At 41.2% G+C, this 17,639-nt stretch carries 15 protein-coding genes and 1 riboswitch; of the genes, 8 read left to right on the forward strand and 7 right to left on the reverse strand.

Going from position 1 to position 17,639, the window contains the following annotated elements:
• Nucleotides 1–78: 78 nt before the first annotated feature.
• From H6H03_RS02870 to H6H03_RS02885, 4 genes are all read left to right on the forward strand, one after another.
• Entirely contained in the window at nt 79–2,148 is a 2,070-nt protein-coding gene (locus H6H03_RS02870; RefSeq protein ID WP_190953635.1) for a cytochrome-c peroxidase, read from the forward strand.
• 214 nt (nt 2,149–2,362) lie between these two features.
• A complete protein-coding gene (locus H6H03_RS02875; RefSeq protein ID WP_190953636.1) occupies nt 2,363–2,569 on the forward strand; it encodes a hypothetical protein in 207 nt (68 codons plus the stop codon).
• 156 nt (nt 2,570–2,725) lie between these two features.
• Entirely contained in the window at nt 2,726–3,754 is a 1,029-nt protein-coding gene (purM, locus tag H6H03_RS02880; RefSeq protein WP_190953637.1) for a phosphoribosylformylglycinamidine cyclo-ligase, read from the forward strand.
• A gap of 336 nt (nt 3,755–4,090) precedes the next feature.
• Nucleotides 4,091–4,777, forward strand: a complete 687-nt coding sequence (locus H6H03_RS02885) for a PHP domain-containing protein (RefSeq protein ID WP_190953638.1) — start codon at nt 4,091–4,093, stop codon at nt 4,775–4,777.
• A 127-nt stretch (nt 4,778–4,904) separates the two neighbouring features.
• Here the strand turns inward: H6H03_RS02885 and H6H03_RS41700 are convergent, their stop codons facing one another.
• From H6H03_RS41700 to H6H03_RS40085, 3 genes are all read right to left on the reverse strand, one after another.
• Nucleotides 4,905–6,593, reverse strand: coding sequence for a B12-binding domain-containing radical SAM protein (locus H6H03_RS41700; protein ID WP_190953639.1), 1,689 nt, complete (start codon nt 6,591–6,593; stop codon nt 4,905–4,907).
• Between the two features lie 284 nt (nt 6,594–6,877).
• Nucleotides 6,878–9,139 carry a WD40 repeat domain-containing protein gene (locus tag H6H03_RS40080; protein WP_242057749.1) on the reverse strand — a complete coding sequence of 754 codons (2,262 nt, stop codon included), beginning with the start codon at nt 9,137–9,139 and terminating at the stop codon, nt 6,878–6,880.
• Nucleotides 9,112–10,497: an NB-ARC domain-containing protein gene (locus H6H03_RS40085; RefSeq protein ID WP_242057748.1), complete on the reverse strand. Its 1,386-nt coding sequence runs from the start codon at nt 10,495–10,497 to the stop codon at nt 9,112–9,114. Before H6H03_RS40085 ends, H6H03_RS40080 begins: the two co-directional genes overlap by 28 nt.
• A 484-nt stretch (nt 10,498–10,981) precedes the next feature.
• On the opposite strand from H6H03_RS40085, the gene H6H03_RS02900 reads away from it, so the two are divergent.
• The 3 genes from H6H03_RS02900 to H6H03_RS02910 all read left to right on the forward strand — a co-directional run bounded on the left by H6H03_RS02900 (nt 10,982) and on the right by H6H03_RS02910 (nt 12,138).
• Entirely contained in the window at nt 10,982–11,383 is a 402-nt protein-coding gene (locus tag H6H03_RS02900; protein WP_190953640.1) for a hypothetical protein, read from the forward strand.
• Nucleotides 11,384–11,562: 179 nt separating this feature from the next.
• Nucleotides 11,563–11,868 carry a hypothetical protein gene (locus H6H03_RS02905; protein WP_242057747.1) on the forward strand — a complete coding sequence of 102 codons (306 nt, stop codon included), beginning with the start codon at nt 11,563–11,565 and terminating at the stop codon, nt 11,866–11,868.
• An 84-nt stretch (nt 11,869–11,952) separates the two neighbouring features.
• Nucleotides 11,953–12,138: a hypothetical protein gene (locus tag H6H03_RS02910; protein ID WP_190953641.1), complete on the forward strand. Its 186-nt coding sequence runs from the start codon at nt 11,953–11,955 to the stop codon at nt 12,136–12,138.
• 137 nt (nt 12,139–12,275) lie between these two features.
• On the opposite strand, the gene H6H03_RS02915 is transcribed toward H6H03_RS02910, so the two are convergent.
• From H6H03_RS02915 to cobG, 3 genes are all read right to left on the reverse strand, one after another.
• Nucleotides 12,276–12,980 carry a precorrin-2 C(20)-methyltransferase gene (locus H6H03_RS02915; RefSeq protein ID WP_190953642.1) on the reverse strand — a complete coding sequence of 235 codons (705 nt, stop codon included), beginning with the start codon at nt 12,978–12,980 and terminating at the stop codon, nt 12,276–12,278.
• Entirely contained in the window at nt 12,980–13,606 is a 627-nt protein-coding gene (locus H6H03_RS02920; protein ID WP_190953643.1) for a precorrin-8X methylmutase, read from the reverse strand. Before H6H03_RS02920 ends, H6H03_RS02915 begins: the two co-directional genes overlap by 1 nt.
• A 194-nt stretch (nt 13,607–13,800) precedes the next feature.
• A complete protein-coding gene (gene cobG / locus H6H03_RS02925) occupies nt 13,801–15,189 on the reverse strand; it encodes a precorrin-3B synthase (RefSeq protein ID WP_242057746.1) in 1,389 nt (462 codons plus the stop codon).
• A 62-nt stretch (nt 15,190–15,251) separates the two neighbouring features.
• A riboswitch (adenosylcobalamin-variant (AdoCbl-variant) riboswitch) is annotated at nt 15,252–15,344 on the reverse strand.
• A 538-nt stretch (nt 15,345–15,882) separates the two neighbouring features.
• Here cobG and H6H03_RS02930 point away from each other — a divergent pair.
• Entirely contained in the window at nt 15,883–16,134 is a 252-nt protein-coding gene (locus H6H03_RS02930) for a hypothetical protein (RefSeq protein ID WP_190953644.1), read from the forward strand.
• A gap of 204 nt (nt 16,135–16,338) precedes the next feature.
• On the opposite strand, the gene H6H03_RS02935 is transcribed toward H6H03_RS02930, so the two are convergent.
• Nucleotides 16,339–17,472: a trypsin-like peptidase domain-containing protein gene (locus H6H03_RS02935; RefSeq protein ID WP_190953645.1), complete on the reverse strand. Its 1,134-nt coding sequence runs from the start codon at nt 17,470–17,472 to the stop codon at nt 16,339–16,341.
• Nucleotides 17,473–17,639 lie beyond the last annotated feature (167 nt).

Consider the following 17,639-nt stretch of genomic DNA (forward strand, 5'->3'; position numbering starts at 1 on the left):
AAAGTACAACAAAATTTCAGATTTGAGAGTGGAGTAGTAATGCTTCAACTCTTGATAAAATTAACCTTCATATAAAACATGAGGAAAATCCAATTTGGAGCCACTTATGTGGCTGGTGCGCTAGCCAGACTTACCAATCTGGTGTCAAGGTTATCTAGGAAAATCAAAAGCGCTACCACGATCGCACTATTGGTTGCGATCGCCGTTTTAGCCGGACATACTGTATCAGCGCAAGTATCACCGCCAACTATAGCTTCCCTAAAGACGGTGACGGTTCCAGAGCCTGATAATCTCGGACAATTCGTTAAAGATAAGACCGCTGCGATCGCTTTGGGAAAGGCTTTTTTTTGGGATATGCAGGTTGGTAGTGATGGCATCACCTCCTGTGCCAGTTGCCACTTCCATGCCGGTGCAGATAACAGAGCTAAAAACCAGCTTAGTCCGGGGATTTTGCGAGTGAATGCAGATAAAACTCCGAATCCCGATAATACTTTCAGCATCGGTCAGCCAAACTCCACACTCAAGCCAGAAGATTACCCATTCCACAAACTGGCAGACCCAAATAACCGTTTTTCTGCCATTCTCTCGGACAGTAATGATGTCACCTCCTCCCAAGGAGTTTTTAATTCCAAGTTTGTTAATACCGATCCTGGTATTCCTGTGGACGATCCGGTATTCAATGTGGGAGGTATCGAAACCCGTCGCGTGGAGCCGCGCAACACGCCAACTGTGATTAATGCGGCGTTCAACTTCCGCAACTTTTGGGACGGACGCGCACAGAACGTCTTCAATGGGGTTAATCCCTTTGGGACGAGAGACCCCAATGCCAAGCTCTATAAAGCATCAAGCATCTTAAGTCCACTACAACCAGTCAGCGTTCAACTTAAAAATGCATCTCTAGCTTCCCAAGCAGTGGGGCCGCCACTCAGTTCCTTTGAGATGTCGGCAGATGGGCGCACTTTTGAGGAGATTGGTGACAAATTTGGGTTTGGGTTGCTCGACAAGATATTCGATATTGTCAAGAGCAAGAAGCTGCTTCTTCCTAGAGAACTCGCTCAACAGTTACTTCCCTTAAGACCGCTTGGAAAGCAGATTGTCCATCCTGATGACAGTGTACTAGGTCAGTACAGCAGAGCACCTCAAAAGGGTCTGACGACGCTGACTTACAGCCAAATGATCCAAGCAGCCTTCAAACCAGAGTGGTGGCAATCTACCCAGTTAATCCAGGTTGATAAAGCCAACGGTAATACCCGGAAAGTCGTACTGCTGCCAGATCTCTCAAGCACTACTGAAGAGTATACGCAAATGGAGTACAACTTTTCGCTGTTCTTCGGGCTAGCGGTTCAACTGTATGAGTCCACATTAGTATCTAACAATGCGCCCATTGACCAGTTCTTAGAAGGAAACACTAACGCCCTAACTCCTCAGCAGCAACAGGGTAAAGCTATTTTTGAGAACCCTGCTAATGCTTGTATATTTTGTCATAGCGGAGCAGAATTCACTGCTGCTTCAGTGAGAAATGTCCACAACAGTGGGCGACTCACACGCTCACCAGCGCCTGGAAATCCTATCGAAGACACAGGTTTCTTCAAGATTGGGGTCAGACCAGAGCTTGAAGATCTGGGTGTGGGGGCTGATGATGGGCTACCTGTATCGCGACCCTTATCCGAAGCACGTTTAGCTCAACAAGGAAAGTTCCAGGAGGTCTTTGGTGAAGCACCTAATATTACACCTGGCCCTGTGGAAGCAGATGGACTCTTTAAAGCTCCTACACTCCGCAATGTGGAACTGACTGCTCCCTATATGCACAATGGTGGAATGTTGACCCTGCGGCAAGTGGTCGATTTCTACAGTCGGGGCGCTGGGGACGACAATGCAAATGTACCCCGCCTTCCTGTGTTGAATCTGAGCGACGAAAACAAAGAGGCACTTGTAGCTTTCTTGAAGTCGCTAACTGACAATCGAGTTCGTTACGAAAAAGCACCCTTCGATCATCCGCAGTTGTTTATCCCAAATGGACATCCAGGAAACGAAATCTCCGTCACCAACGACGGTACCGGAAAAGCGACAGATGCCTTGATAGAAATCCCATCTGTTGGTCGTAATGGTCGTAGCACTCCCCCTGCTAACTTCCTTGCGACTCCGTAAACCTGGAGACTGGGGATTGGGTATTGGGAAAACTCTTCCCTAATTCCCAGTCCCTAGTGATCTGCCAAAACAACTTTGCATGGTGGTAGGCTCTTGAGGCAGGGAGCAGGGGGCAAGGGGGAGAGTCTGGAACAGAGCTTGAACTCCGCCCCAGACGAGCGCCCTAGAAGGGTGCTGCCTCCTGTATCTTAAAAATAGTAAAATTTTAAAATATATGGATAGTAAAGAATTAGCACAATACATCGAAGCAACGAATAGTATCAGTAAACCTTGGCTATTGGTTCAACTACGCCTCAAAAAACTCCAAGAGCGTCGAGCTACGTTAACAGACGATGTTTACAACAAAGAATTAGAAGATATTTTCCAAGACTTGATGAATCTGGGGGAATGGTGGCGGGGTATTGAAGATGAAGTATTTTAGAGTTAGGAGTTGGGAGTTTTTTTATAGCAGGCAATAGGTAATAGGCAAAGAAAGTCTGTTGATGTTGGGGTTTTACGATCGCTTTATGTCTTAAAGTATGCTTCAACTGCTATAATTCTTCACTTCTAACTGAAATTAATAAGGGTGTAGTCAGGAATGGATTATCGGGATGCAGGGGTTGATGTTGAAGCTGGCCGAGGTTTTGTAAATCAAATTCGCAACTTGGTTCACAGTACTTTCAGGCCGGAAGTAATTGGTGGATTAGGTGGCTTCGGTGGCTGCTTTCAACTACCAGGGGGTTTTAAGGAACCAGTTTTGGTTTCTGGGACAGATGGTGTGGGAACAAAGCTGAAAATCGCTCACATTCTCAACCGCCATGATACTGTTGGCATTGATTTGGTGGCGATGTGCGTTAATGATGTGCTGACATCGGGTGCAGAACCGCTGTTTTTTTTAGATTATGTAGCAACTGGGAAGTTGGACAAAGAGCAATTAACTGATGTGGTTGCGGGTATCACTTCTGGATGTAAGCAAGCTGGTTGCGCTTTATTGGGGGGAGAAACGGCAGAAATGCCTGGTTTTTACCAGGTGGGTGAGTATGACTTGGCTGGGTTTTGCGTGGGAATTGTCGAAAAAAGTCAGATGTTGGACGGTTCTCAAGTAAAAGTAGGAGATGTAGCGATCGCCCTTGCTAGTACAGGTGTACACAGTAATGGGTTTAGTTTAGTACGAAAGATTATTAGCGATGGCAACTTTGCTTGGAGCGATACTCCAGAATTGTTAGGCGGTGAAACTATCGGCGAAACTTTCCTCAAACCCACGCGCATTTATGTCAAACCGGTTTTAGCAGCACTCAAAGCAGGTTTGTCAATTCATGGTATGGCTCACATCACAGGTGGTGGTTTGCCAGAAAATTTGCCTAGATGTTTGAAAGAAGGTCAAGCAATCAAAATTGATAGCAGCAGTTGGAATGTTCCCCCTGTATTTCAGTGGCTAGCTCAAGCTGGAGAAGTCAGTCCCCAAGCCATGTACAACACGTTCAACATGGGAATTGGATTTGTATTGCTGGTGTCACCTGATGAAGTTGAGCAGACAATTAGCCATTTTCGATCGCATGAAATTCCAGCTTTGGCCATCGGTGAAGTCATTACTGGTTCAGGAGAATTAGTAGGATTATCATTATGATAGAGATTTTTTATACATAATATAAAATTTGTTTTTAGCTTAGTAAAGTTACTTTCTCTACTAATGAATTACTTTCTAAAGTACTTAGTACTGCTTGTTTAGGCATACGTTCAAATTTAATCTGCAATATTTATTACTACTGAATTTTTGAGGTAATTCAAACTAATCATGACTACTGACGTTGAGATTTGCTAACGTAGTCTTAACATATCGAAAAATTTGCTCATAAAGCTGAGAAATCAGCTGTCAGCACTAATTTACAGTTCTGAGTATTTCTCATCTGTAGGTGTGGCGTTTTAGTGTGTTAGGAATATATATTTTTGTTTAGAGGGGGTTATGGTTATAAATTTGGCCCGCACTACTGCTTCCACAGAACTGTTGAGGCAAGTATTCCAGAACATTGATGCACATAGTTGTCCCACGTTATTCAACTTCCACATGCACACTGTCCATTCGGATGGCAGGTTGCAGCCAAGTGGATTGATGGAACAGGCGATCGCGATTGGGTTAAAAGGGTTGGCGATTACCGATCACCATAGTATTGGCGGCTATCAAGCAGCACAAGCTTGGTTAGAGGATTGGAAGTGGAATAATCCTGGTGCAAGCACTCCTCTATTGTGGAGTGGTGTGGAAATCAATGCCAACCTTTTAGACATAGAAGTTCACATTTTGGGTTACGCTTTCGAGCTAGAACACCCCAGCATCAAACCTTATCTGCAAAGAAGACCAACTACAGGCAAAGAATATCAAGCAAATAACGTCATTACTGCTATTCATCAAGCTGGAGGATTGGCAGTTTTAGCTCATCCTGCGCGTTACAAGCGATCGCTTTTTGATTTAATTCCAGCTGCGGCCGAAAAGGGTATCGATGGTGTAGAAGCTTTCTATGCCTACAATAATCCCAATCCCTGGAAACCGAGCGCTTTGGAATCAGAACAAGTGCAAAAGTTGGCTAATGAATATCTTCTTTTTAATACCTGCGGTACTGATACCCACGGGTTGAATTTGCTACAACGCTTGTAAAAATGATTTATGTTTGTGAACTACCCACACTGAGCTGACGGTAAAGTGTGGGCTTACAACTTCACTCAGAAATGCTGCATTTTGGAGTTTCCTCCGTGCGCCAATGAATTTAATTTTGCTCAACTACTTAAATATTGGCAAAATCTTCTAGAGGTGCGATTGTATATTTTCCCTGTTCGTCTTGACTAACTAAACCTAAAGCTAGTAAGTCCCTATCAATAAACAACTTTGTGGCTTTATCACCTCTATCAATCTTAGTATTAATCAACTGCATAGCGTAGCAGATAGTATCATAAACCCGTTGGGGATTCATGGCAGTTGTAATAGGTTGATATTTCCTAACTGATTCACAGAGTCGGTAAACACCGTGTTTTTGAGACTGGGGGTAGCCATAATGCTTGACAGCTCGTGGTAAGAAGTATCCAGCAGTAATTGGCTGTTTTCCTGATGGACGTACACAGGAGTAGCTGCGATCGCCGACTGTATCAGCAGCTTTACTCCCAGGCATAAATCGTAAAACATTGAAATTTAAAAAATCTGGGTTACACTTTTCGATACCAAAGCGAATTGCCTCCATATCGTCTGCAAAAGTTGTCGGTTCATAACCGATAATCTCAGTTTTTTCATCGTTTAGTTTGGCTTTCGGTAATCCCAAAATCAAAAAATAACTACTAGGTAATCCAGCTTTATTCATATCTTCAAAAACTTTTGCAATCTTGGCTGGATAATCAAATGCTTGCTTAATTTGACTTGCAACAGAGCCATTAAATTTGTGGCTAGCTAATGAGACTTCTGGTAAGGTATGCTCAACGCCAAAAAACATATATACACAGTTATGTGCTACTAGATAACACATCTGTTCGTAGTTTATTCGATCGATTCTAGTATTTGAACCCCAAATAAATCCTTCTTCTTTCAGAATCTCTGCTTCCCTTTTTGCAGCTTTATCGTGGACTGTAAAAGTATCGACATCTAAATAAACTGCTTCATAATTACGTTCCTTTAATTGCTTTAATTGCCTGCGGAATGAGGCTTCGCTTAATCTCACGACATGATTACTTTCGCTACTTTTATTACAGAAATCACATCCCCAAGCACATCCTCGCTGGGTAAAGAGTTGGGCTGTTTTTAATTGTCTTTTATCTGAAGATTTAAAAATATCCATATCATGTACTTGTGGTACATGGATGAAACCAAAATTTTGGTCAATATCATCAAAGTTATTAACTCTTGGTGCAATCGTATGATGAAAAACGGCATTTCTACTATCATCAGGAGTAACGCGATGAAATTTACCGTCTTCATTCATAAAACACAATCCCGGCAAGTATTTCATCTCTTCATAGAAAGCGCCTCTGGCAATGGTATGAGCAATTTCTACAATTGATTCTTCCCCTTCACCATCACAAAAAGCTGTAATCCAAGGTGTAATACGGGCAATATCTTCAACACTTTTAGTTGCATAGCCACCAACTAAAATTGGCACATTTTCTCTGCCATGTTTCTGAAGCTGTACAAAAATTTTGCTACTATGCTCGTCAATTTCTGGCCATTGAGTTGTCAGACAACCAGCAAATATAATTAAATCAGCATTTATGATTTCATTTAAAACATCATTAATAGTTAAATCAAGACGTTCTAAATCCAGTTGTATAACTTGACTAAATCCAGCATTAACTAAACTAGAAGCTAGAACTGGCAAGGCTTTGTTTGCACCATTAAAGCTTCTGTGTTTAATAAATTCACCAATTAATACAATTTTTACTGAATTAACATGAATCGATGTTTTTTGAATTCTAGTTTCAGATAATAACACTGCTATACACCTAAAATTACTGTTTTTTGATGACGTAATATCCTGGTAATTGAAAAACAATATTAGATTGGATGAAATGAGAGCAAAACCCAATAAAGTCTTGATAGTGTTAAATTTAATTACATTAACCTAATGTCGGTGTAAAAAGAAAAAAAGATTCAATAAATGAATAGAAAAACAGAATGATGTACTTGTATTCATATATCCTCCGAAGGATTTTAGAAACAAAATTTCATCATCAATGTATTCACTTTTGAGAAACCTACTGCCTGCAAGCTCAGAGTTTATTCAACAGCACCCAACATTTTTAAAGAAGCTCTTTCGGCATCGGTCAAGCCTGTAGTACCGCTAATATTCATGCGTTCGTACAGGCGATCGGGTTTAAGCGATCGCCATCGGCTACAAGTTTGCATATCCCACAGCTGAATCTTCTCGTCTTCACCACCACTAGCCAATAACTTGCCATCAAGACTAAAAGCTAAAGAACGAATCGCTGCTGTATGCCCCAATTTCAGGATTTCTAGACACTCACCTGTACTAACTTGCCAGAGAATGACCGTAGTATCGGCACCAGCACTAGCTAAAATCTGCCCATTGAGGCTAAATGCCACTGAGTGGACTTGTTTATCGTGCCCTGTCAAGGTTTGAATACATTCCCCTGTGCTAAGATTCCATAACTTCACAGTTTGATCTTCGCTAGCACTGGCTAAAAGTTGTCCATCTGGACTGAATGCTACTGACCAAATCATGTCTTTATGGTCTGTGAAAGTTTGGATACATTCTCCGGTGGCGACATCCCAAAGCTTAATTTGACTGTCAGCGCTACCACTGGCTAGAGTATCGCCATTAGGATGAAACGCAACTGTCCACACCCAATGGCTATGTCCTTTAATTTTTTTCAGGCACTCACCACTAGAGATGTCCCAAATGCGAATGCTGCGGTCTTCGCTACTACTGGCTAGGGTTTGCCCATCGGGACTAAAAGCAACTGTCCACACCCAGTTACCATGTCCTGTGAGGGTTTGAATGCATTTGCTGTGGCGAATATCTGTGATGTCCCAAAGTTTAATAGTATTGTCAGCACTACCACTAGCGAGTATTTGCCCGTTGGGATGAAAAGCTACAGAACGAATCCGTCCTTGATGTTCTCTAAGAATGTGGCATTCTCCTGTTTGTAAGTTCCACAGACTAATGGTGTAGTCATCCCTGCCACTGGCAAGGATTTGACTATTGGGACTAAATTTGACCGAATAGACATCACGGGTATACCCTTGCAATACATTGAGGCAATTACCTGTATTTACATCCCACAGCCTTGCTGTTTGATCGTCGCTGCAACTGATCAGGGTACGACCATCTGGACTAAAGGCGATCGCCCATACCTGGCTATAATGACCTTGTAACGTTTTCAAACATTCAGCCCGTTGGATATCCCAGAGTTTAATAGTTCTGTCTTCACTACCACTGGCCAGGGTTTGCCCATCGGGGCTAAATCGTACAGAATAAACTTTTTTAGTATGTTCCTTCAATATTTGCACGCATTTACCTGTATTTACGTTCCACAGTCTGAGGGTGAGGTCTCTGCTACCACTGGCTAGTGTTCGCCCATCAGGACTGAAGGCTACAGAATGAACATCACTGCTATGACCATTCAGGGTTTTCAAGCATCTGCCTGTGTTGATATCCCACAGCTTAATTCTGTTGTCGGCACTGCCACTGGCAAGTAAAGGAGTTTTGTTAGTACTTGTAGACGAGCCAAAGCTAAGCGACCACACCCAACCATCATGACCAAGGAGTGTTTGCTGGCAAATTCTTGTGGCAATATCCCAGATTTTAATAGTTTGGTCTTCACCACAACTAGCTAAAAAAGCACCATCTCGACTGAAGGCTACTGAGTAAACTTTATTGGTGTGTTCTTTGAGTGTGTCCAAACATTCTCCGGTTTGTACATCCCAGAGTTTAATTGTGTAATCAGCACTACCACTGGCGAGGATTTTACTATCTGAGCTAAAGGCAAAAGCCCAAACCCAGGCAGTATGCCCAGTATAAATGCGTATTTGTTTTGTATCATAAGTCCGCCATAGCCTAATTTCTCCAGTCATTAAGCCTGTAGCAAAAAATTTGCCATCAGGACTGAATCTTACAGAAACAACACTAGACATCGTTTCTGTGAATACGGAACCAGTTAAATCAGCATTGGCAAAGCTTGTGTCTTGTAAGTTGATACCTTTGAGATAAGCTTGCCAAATAGTCAGACCAGAAAAATCACGCCCGCTTAAATTAATCTCAGAATCATGCTGGGATTTATCTATCTGGAGTTGTCGTAATAGATTGATTAAGTTACCAGCTGCATAACCTTTGTTTGGGGGCGACTTCTGCTGTAAAGTCCTGAGCATTCGCCGTAAATAGGATTCTAGTTGTGTTGTTGTCACAAAAGCTTTGAGTAGCTTTTGTTTAACAGGTTCTAGTATCAGCCGTTCTTGTGTTTGCCGGATATAATCAAGCGATCGCGCCTGCATTAAAGGGTGGGCGTTAACAAACTCCAATTTTTTTTTTCGCTCAATTCATCAGTAAACTGTTCGATGTGGCGTTTACTGACATATTCCATAACCACAGATTGCTGGCGGAATCTGCTGGCGGTTGGTTCTTTTTCAATTAGCGATCGCCGTAATAATGACTCCACAACTTCCAGTATTTTCGACTCTGCGTCTGTGGTTCTGAAATCATTTTTCAGTTGTGTCAAAGAAACATATTCCCGATGAAGCGCCAACCGATACATCACTTGTTTTTCCAATTCCGACAAGCGGTTAAATTGCGTATCTAAAAGCGTGCGAATATCTCCATAGACAGCGCTTGCTTCCTGAATTTCTCTTAAAAATTCTGTAATGTTATTGCTAAATAAGTCATAAACTGTAGTGGCAACTATCTTTAATGCTAAAGGGTTGCCAGAATATCTTGTGACTAGTTCTTCCAATTGTTCGTCAGTACAATTGCATCCTTTATCCTGCAAAATTTCTCTAGCTTCTTCTAAATTCAAACTAGATAATTGTAAAACTTTGACTGGCAGTTTTTTACCTTCTAGGGCAGCTACTTCTTTTGGTTTTTCCCGACTAGTTAGTAATAAACAACTATTATGTGATGCTTCTGCCACCTTTTTAAAAAAGTAGCCATAGTTTTCATACTCAGGTTCATATTCACCAGCCCATTCTTGAGTTTTGCCTTCGCCACTACGTAGCACTGATTCAACATTATCTAAAATCACTAGGCATCGATGTTTTCTTAAAGTATCAATTAGTAAAAGTATTTTGTTATTTTCACTAGCTGTTAAGTAATCTTCTGAATCATTAGGTAAAAAACGTAAAAGTTGTGTGAGAATGTCATCTAATGGCGGAGTATTGCGGAGCGATCGCCAAATTAGATAATCAAACTCTCGCTGGATTTTTTTGGCAACTTTAGCCGCGATAACAGTCTTACCAATTCCACCCATTCCCAATACTGCTACTAACCGACACCGCAGTGAATCATTACCAACTATCCATTCCTCTAAATCTTGAATTTCTCCTTCTCGACCCCGAAAACCCTCTACATCAACTGCTTCACCCCAGTCTTCTTTTGAAGAAATCACATTTTCGTGAATACCTTGATACTGAGCATATAGCTTCTGTTTCAAGTCAGAAATTTTTTTATTACCGCTCCCTTCTATGCCTAATTTGCGGTAACTTTCTCCTAATCTTTTTCTCACCGCTGCTTGAGAAATCTCCAGTTTCTCGGCAATTTCCGCACCAGAACAATTTTTCAATGCTAAAAATAAGGCATCTAGTTCTGCTTTCGTCACACCATGTCTAGTGGCGACTCCTGTAATGAAATCATCAGGAACCAAAAGTATATCCGCTGCGCTGTTCATCTGATCTAAGCTCCACACAATCTCAGCTCCACACAATATATTTGAGTTATCAGTATGTGAGAATATTTTCTTATAGCATGACTCTCAAGTTTAGAAAAGAGCTTTATTTAGCATTTTGCTAGATTTTACAGTAACTACACAATTGCATTACTAGTTCCTAGTTATGCTATTTCAGTTTCTCTTCAGTATTTTTCTATATTTTTATACCAAGAAATAAAAATATAGTCTATTTTTGTCTGAGCGAACGATCTAATTAAAATCTTTTTTGTATAAAAATCTACTTATAGTATAACTTTTTATATCTATGTGAGACAAATTTAAGAAAAAACTATATATATATTTACAAACTCAGCTATTCACTAAAAAATATTCCTGATAAATACTTGCTTTTTTAATTTAGATATGGTTATCCTATATACTATATCTATATGTGAGGTATAGATATAGTCCTCAACTCAACAGCCAACATCAGGGGGCAACTAACATGACTAGCTTCTCACGACTCCCAGACTTTCTCAGGAGTTCTAACGCCATCAAAACCGTCTTGAAAATAGGAGGACAATCCCCAGAAACCTTACCGGCATTGAAACCACAAGAAAGAAGCAGCCCAGAAGTTTTAGTAAAACCCAAACATTTGTATGCAGTTGAGTTACCGGCAGTTTTTTCTCACATAAATATTTTGCTTATTGAAACCTTATCGGAAACTCAACATGGCCAGTTAACTATTTCTAGTAAAAAGGGAAAATATGAAACCATTGTAGAACTGGGCAGTCATATTAGCCACCGTCACAAGTTGAGTCAAGAAGAACTGCAAGAAATCCGACAATTACAAGAACATATTCTTGAAACCTGGATAGCTTGTAGGCATTTCCACAATCGGAAATAATGCGCTACATCGCCACAGCTATCCACAGTTAAGAAGACTGTTAGCTTGGTGAAGTCATTAAATTCAATATCTATTTTTCTGAAGACATTTGGCTTTTGATAAATGAGAAGTTTACAAGCCGGTGGTGTATTCTTACACCCCGGCTTTTTGCTTAGGTTTTTTATCCCGGAGTAAATTCTATGAACCCCAACAAACACAATGAAAGGTCTGTTGCTCAACTCCCATTTGAACAGAGGAAAGAAACTATGAAAACTGAGCGCACAAATAACCACAATCCACTTTTAATTTTGACTGGGAAAGGACTGAAGTATTTAGTGTTGGCTTTGGCTGGTTTTGCGATCGCTTTTATTGTATTTCATGTTTTCGGTGCATTTTCTCTAGCTCAAAGCTTGCTATCTGTTGAAGTCTGGATCTGGTTTGTACGGGTTGCAGTCTTATTATTCTGTTTGTTTGCCATCGCTATGATGTTTGAGTCTTGGCGTTGATCCAAATTTACGGTATTGCTTGCTGATAATGCCTTTGGCTTATTTCGATTCAGTCAATAGTTTCAAATTACAGGGGGTTATATTATGTCAGATAATGGCAACGGCATCAAAGGTGAAGTATTCTCACCAATTTTAGTAATCTTAGTTGCAGGATCGATATCTTTAGCAATTGTCAATAAAGATAATCATCCTGCTTATTTCGATCTCGTGAAAATAGCAATGGTCTACAGTTTTGGCTTTGACAAATCTAAAGGTAAACCAAAAGACTAAGCCAGAGGTAAAAGGGGACAAGGTAAAAGTTCCCCGTTGCCTTATTGTTGAGATGGACAAGTTTTTCTCAAGTCCTAGTAATTAACTAAAACTTGTCCTTTTTTCACCTGAGTTTTTCATCCAATCAAATGGGAGTCTTATAGTCGATTCTTAGTTGGGATTACAATCATTGCAAAATACGGTACTTGTGCGGCATCGACTTCATCTAAGGGTAGAATGCGTTGCTGTGTCATTGTTGCTCGCTCAATATATCTTGCCCGCGATGCCAGACCTAATTTATGCAGAACGTCCCGCACTTTGGTAAAATGACGACCTAGTTTCATAATTGCCGCTGCATCGGTCATTAACAATTGTGTGGTCAGTTCTTCTGCTGGCAGTGGGGCAGGCAGGACTGTGAGAATATCATTGTAGTAGGTGAAAGGTACACCCAAAGCTACTGGGCAAGCCATGAGTGAGGAAACTCCGGGGACAACTTCTGTTTGATACTCGTCACATAATCGGGTGAACAGGTACATGAAGGAGCCATAGAAAAAGGGGTCGCCCTCACACAGCACCACGACATCTCGACCGGCTGCTAAATGAGCGGCGATTGGTTCAACTTCTTTGTCGTAAATAGACTTGGCTTTTTCTGGTTCTAAGGCGCGGGGGAGGTGAAATAACACCTCGATTTGATCCCCGGTGAGATACTGCGCCACGATTCCCCTAGCAATACTCTCACGATCTGTAGCTGATTGATAGGCTACCACAGGAGCCGCACGTAATAGCCGCAGCGCCTTGAGGGTCAATAATTCTGGATCGCCCGGGCCGACACCAATTCCATAAAGACGACCTTTAGTATTCATTATTCTTCCTCCGTTGCCAAGGCGTTAACTGCGGCGGCGGCGATCGCACTACCGCCGCGCCGACCGTGTAATGTTAAAAATGGTACATTTCTGCTGTCTGCTGCCAATGCGGCTTTTGATTCGGCTGCACCGACAAAACCGACTGGAAAGCCTAATATTATAGCAGGCTTTGGCGCTCCTTCATCAAGCATTTCTAATAATCTGAATAGGGCGGTGGGGGCATTGCCAATTGCTACTACTGAGTTTTCGAGGTGCGATCGCCATAATTCTAAAGCTGCTGCTGACCTTGTAGTATCCAGACTTTTAGCAATATCTGGCACTTCCGGATAGTTGAGGGTACAGATAACTTGATTATTTGCAGATAAGCGCCGCCTGGTTACACCTTCAGCAACCATACGGCAATCGCAGAGAATGGTTGCTCCTGCGGCTAGCGCTGCCCTTGCAGATTGCACTGCTGTGGGTGAATATCCCAAATCAGTGACGATATCCGTCATTCCACAGGCATGGATGAGACGTACTGCAACTTTCGCTACATCTGGCGGGAGCACATCTAGGTTGGCTTCTGACCGGATGATGGCGAAGGAATTGCGGTAAATTTCGTTGGCGTCTCGGATGTAGTCGGGCATTCAATTTGGGATTTTAGATTTTGGATTTTGGATTTACTGGTGATAAATATTTTTTCACGCAGAGGAGCCAGTGCGTCCTTGCGGTTTCCGGACTTGTTCGCGAAGCGTCTCGTTCGCTCTTAGCGTCTCGTAGAGAAGAGAAGCATCTGGCGTCGCGCACAGAGAGTTAGAGATTTAAATGGGGTTGAGGTGGGTTAATGGGTTGGGGAACTTTGGCGCGATATTTTATACATTTCTAAGATTTGCTCTATTAATGGAGGTAGTTCGGGGAAGGTGACATATCGGTATAGTTCGCGGCCAAATTTATGGCTGCTGTTGGTGTCAGCTAGATAAACGTGATAGGCTTCAACTGTTTGATTGTCTGCCTCAAGGTTGACACCGAGTAGGGTGATGTCACCTTGGCTATGTTGGGCGCAGGATTTTTGGCAGCCAGTAAAATGGATATTAATTGGGTGTTCGAGACTGACGCGATTTTCAAGATATTCTGCCAAAGCCAATGCATGACTTTTGGTGTCGGTGGCAGAAGCGGCACAACCTTTGTTACCAGAACAAGCAATTAATGAACTCTTGATATTGGTGGCTGAGGAATCTAATCCTAAAAAAGTAATTTGATTTTGGACATCGGTAAGATTTTGCTGAGGAATATTTGTTAGGAGTAAATTCTGCCAAGGGGTTAACCTGATTTCACTGCCGTATTTTGCTGCTAAATCCGCTAAACCCCGCATTTGTCCGCTCTCTACTCGTCCAAGAGGTAAGACAACACCGATGTAAAATAATCCTTGCTGACGTTGGGGATGGATGCCAAGATGCTGATAGTTAGGATCTATTTTTTGTGGAACTGAGTATGTTTCACTGCGCGAAAGAGGAAAAGGTAGACGTTGCTGAACTTGCTGAAGATAATTTTCACAACTCAAAGTATTTAATAAATCTCTCAAACGTAGCCGACGCTGATTATTTATATCAGTATGATTTAGATAAACATCTGCTAAAGCTGCTAAGACGGGTAAACAATCATCTGGTGTTAACAAAATTTTCGTATCGCTTGGTGGTTGTCCCTTTGCGCCTGTACAAAGATGGAGGCGAAAGTAAACATTACCATCAATTAAGACAGCGGCAAATAGGATATCATTTAGGCGATCGCTCACTTTAACTATCCCACCACCATCAAAGCAAACGCTAAATTTTGCCGAAAGTGCTGATAACGCCGGATGTGCAGCAATATAGTTATCCCAAGCTCGAACAAAAGGACGAGTGTCAATTAATTCTTGGGGATCGATACCAGCTGTTGGGCTGGTCATAATATTTCGGATGTGGTCTACAACGCTATTGCGAGAACCGAGTCCTATATCCTGTAGGTGATTAAGAACTTCAGAATTGATAAGAGTGCGGATTTCGCGGATTTGCAGGTTAGCTCGATTAGTCACATCCACATAGCCGCCGCCATACTGTTCTGCTATATCTGCGATCGCGCGGCACTGTTCGCTATTGATAATCCCGCCTGGGATTCTTATGCGAGATAGTATACCATCTTCGGCGGGTGTAGGATAGAACAAGCCAGGACAAGTGGCAAAAAAAGAAAGCAAACTGAGAACTCCTTCCCCGTGCAACGCAGGGAGTAGATGGTGAGTTATGTCTTGAGGACACCTTGAGAGTTGGCATTCTGACTTAGGCGATCCCATCACAGTTGCGGCACAGTCCCAGAATTCCACCGGAGTTTCCCAACTTCAAGTTTTAGTAATTTAGCATGAGAAGGCAGTCAGTAAGTTGAAGACTTCATATTTTGCATCAACCTGATTTGTGTGGGTGGGGATACACCGGATGGGGAAGTAGTGGAGTTGCTCTCGATGATGTGGTGGTTTGCGGCTGTGAGAAATGGTAAATATTTTGTTTTGCTGTGCCTGTTCTAAATTTTGAAAGTTGAAAGCAGTGTTCTTTTAACTAGTTTATACACAATTAATACTGAATTTTTATTAACTGTCTTAACTGTCTCAATTAATTTGCTTAACTGTCTTAACTGTCCTTGTTATTTTGCTTAAATTTTAAGAATATGTATGAGTGTAGTCAATGTAGTAAAAAAGCTGTTTATTTACTAATAGCTGCTACCAGCAAAAGTCATGAAACAATACACTTTCTTTAAGAACGTTAATAGTATTAACTAACTTCAAGAATCAAGTTTAACAAGCATACCCAAAAGCTTGTTAAAAGGTAAATCTTTCTGCAAACAACTTTGTCATTGTTGGGTAACTAATTTTCTTATTTCAAATCAGGAGTGAAATATGCAATTATCAGATTTGGCTAACTTTTTGGCAATTCTTACAATTGTAGATTCTGATAGTAAAATCGCTGAATATACTGTAAAACTGGCACAAGCCGATACAGTAGCCAACACTGGAGACACAGATACTACAGTTCTAAAGGAAATCAAAAAGCATTTACCCGAATTGCAAAAAGAGCTAGATGCCGTTCAACAAAATAAATTGGAACTTAAAGAAAAAGTTATCAAGAAAATTTTGACCCCAGACAAATAGACTATTAACGAATTACTTTTCTCAGCTTGTCTATAAGAACAAGCTGAGGAACTGCTAATTAAAAAGATATAGCAAAAGCTAGCTATGCTGGAGGCAGTTCCCGTAAGCGTTGCCCCAGGCTAGGCGGAATATAAAACTATTGCTATTGCTAGCATTCACGCTTTGAAAAGCATTTTTGGCTTTGCTACTGAATTCTGCTGTAAATTACCTCTGAGATATAGCAGCTCGTAAGCTGTAAGTACCGGATTCTCCGGCTTCAAAAGTGTTAGCTAACAGATAATAGACACCATCTTCTGGTAAAGTGACAGTCAATCGAGCATTAAAATCCTTTGGGGAAATATCATCATTTGCGGCTATTAGCTTTTCTTTAGCGGGAAGCAGCAAGTACAAATGAGGGTCTATTTGCTGACTATCCATCTCAATAGTTATTTGTTGACCTGCTTTACCTTCAAATACATAAGTGTGAAAATAGCTGTTGTTTGGTAAAGTGCGATCGCCATTTTTTAAACTTGCTTCTAAAACTTGACCATTCAAAGGTAAATCTGTCTCTTGACTATTACGAGGTTGTTGACGCTCACTTGCTAACTGAGCATTACCTTTTTCTACAGCTACTAAAAAAGGCTGAATTAATTCTGTAGGTATTGCAAAACTAATACCAATAAATCTTTTAATTTCGGTATCATTAAAAATAGCACTATTCACACCAATTACTTGCCCATCAGAATTGAGCAGTGGCCCTCCGGAATTACCAGGATTTACAGCTGCATCATGTTGAATTAAACCCAATTTTGGATCGATGCGACTGATAATACCATAAGTCAAAGTATTTTGTAATTCGAGACTTAGGGGAGTACCAATAGCATAGACGGATTGACCGACTCGTGCTGAACCTGGTGAAGCCAAACGCAGGTATGGTAGATTTTTTTGATTGCGAATTTTGAGTGCAGCTAAATCTAAACCATCAGTTCCAAAACCAACCACATCAGCTACAACTTGTTTACCATCAGCCAGTACTATTGCAACAGTTTTAGAACTATCTTGGACAACGTGAGCATTAGTTAAAACCAGACCATCTGGGCTGACAATAAAACCACTACCATGTCCGAAACCAGTGGCGATCGCCACTACAGATTTACTAGCTTTTTCATATAGCTGAATCCGTTTTTGTTCTTCCGAATTGTCTGCTATAATTAGACTTGATTTTGTTTTTACAGTTTTTTCACCTAGCAAATTTTGCTTATTTATCTGATAGTTATCAGCAACAGCAGTTAGTTGATAACCAAATAAACTACTAACAAAAATTCCCGCGATCGCAGTTGTTAAAAATTTCCTCTTCATTTTCCAATCATCCTTAATAAATACAATAACCAGAGTAACAATACAAATCCGCTAATCTCTTCTTTGCGCCTCTGCGCCTCTGCGTGAGACATCAAATATTCAACTAATAAGCATCTTATTCTAATTCACCAAACCAACTGGGAATTTGAGAATAAATTCTTCAACAT

Source organism: Nostoc paludosum FACHB-159, assembly GCF_014698835.1.
In the GTDB taxonomy this organism is placed as follows: domain Bacteria; phylum Cyanobacteriota; class Cyanobacteriia; order Cyanobacteriales; family Nostocaceae; genus Nostoc; species Nostoc paludosum.

Coding starts and splice junctions, on each gene's coding strand:
- H6H03_RS02930 (WP_190953644.1), top strand. CDS start 15,883: ATGCAATTATCAGATTTGGCTAACTTTTTGGCAATTCTTACAATTGTA.
- H6H03_RS02915 (WP_190953642.1), bottom strand. CDS start 12,980: ATGAATACTAAAGGTCGTCTTTATGGAATTGGTGTCGGCCCGGGCGAT.
- H6H03_RS02875 (WP_190953636.1), top strand. CDS start 2,363: ATGGATAGTAAAGAATTAGCACAATACATCGAAGCAACGAATAGTATC.
- H6H03_RS02920 (WP_190953643.1), bottom strand. CDS start 13,606: ATGCCCGACTACATCCGAGACGCCAACGAAATTTACCGCAATTCCTTC.
- H6H03_RS02870 (WP_190953635.1), top strand. CDS start 79: ATGAGGAAAATCCAATTTGGAGCCACTTATGTGGCTGGTGCGCTAGCC.
- purM (WP_190953637.1), top strand. CDS start 2,726: ATGGATTATCGGGATGCAGGGGTTGATGTTGAAGCTGGCCGAGGTTTT.
- H6H03_RS02885 (WP_190953638.1), top strand. CDS start 4,091: ATGGTTATAAATTTGGCCCGCACTACTGCTTCCACAGAACTGTTGAGG.
- H6H03_RS40085 (WP_242057748.1), bottom strand. CDS start 10,497: ATGAACAGCGCAGCGGATATACTTTTGGTTCCTGATGATTTCATTACA.
- H6H03_RS02905 (WP_242057747.1), top strand. CDS start 11,563: ATGAACCCCAACAAACACAATGAAAGGTCTGTTGCTCAACTCCCATTT.
- H6H03_RS02900 (WP_190953640.1), top strand. CDS start 10,982: ATGACTAGCTTCTCACGACTCCCAGACTTTCTCAGGAGTTCTAACGCC.
- H6H03_RS02935 (WP_190953645.1), bottom strand. CDS start 17,472: ATGAAGAGGAAATTTTTAACAACTGCGATCGCGGGAATTTTTGTTAGT.
- H6H03_RS02910 (WP_190953641.1), top strand. CDS start 11,953: ATGTCAGATAATGGCAACGGCATCAAAGGTGAAGTATTCTCACCAATT.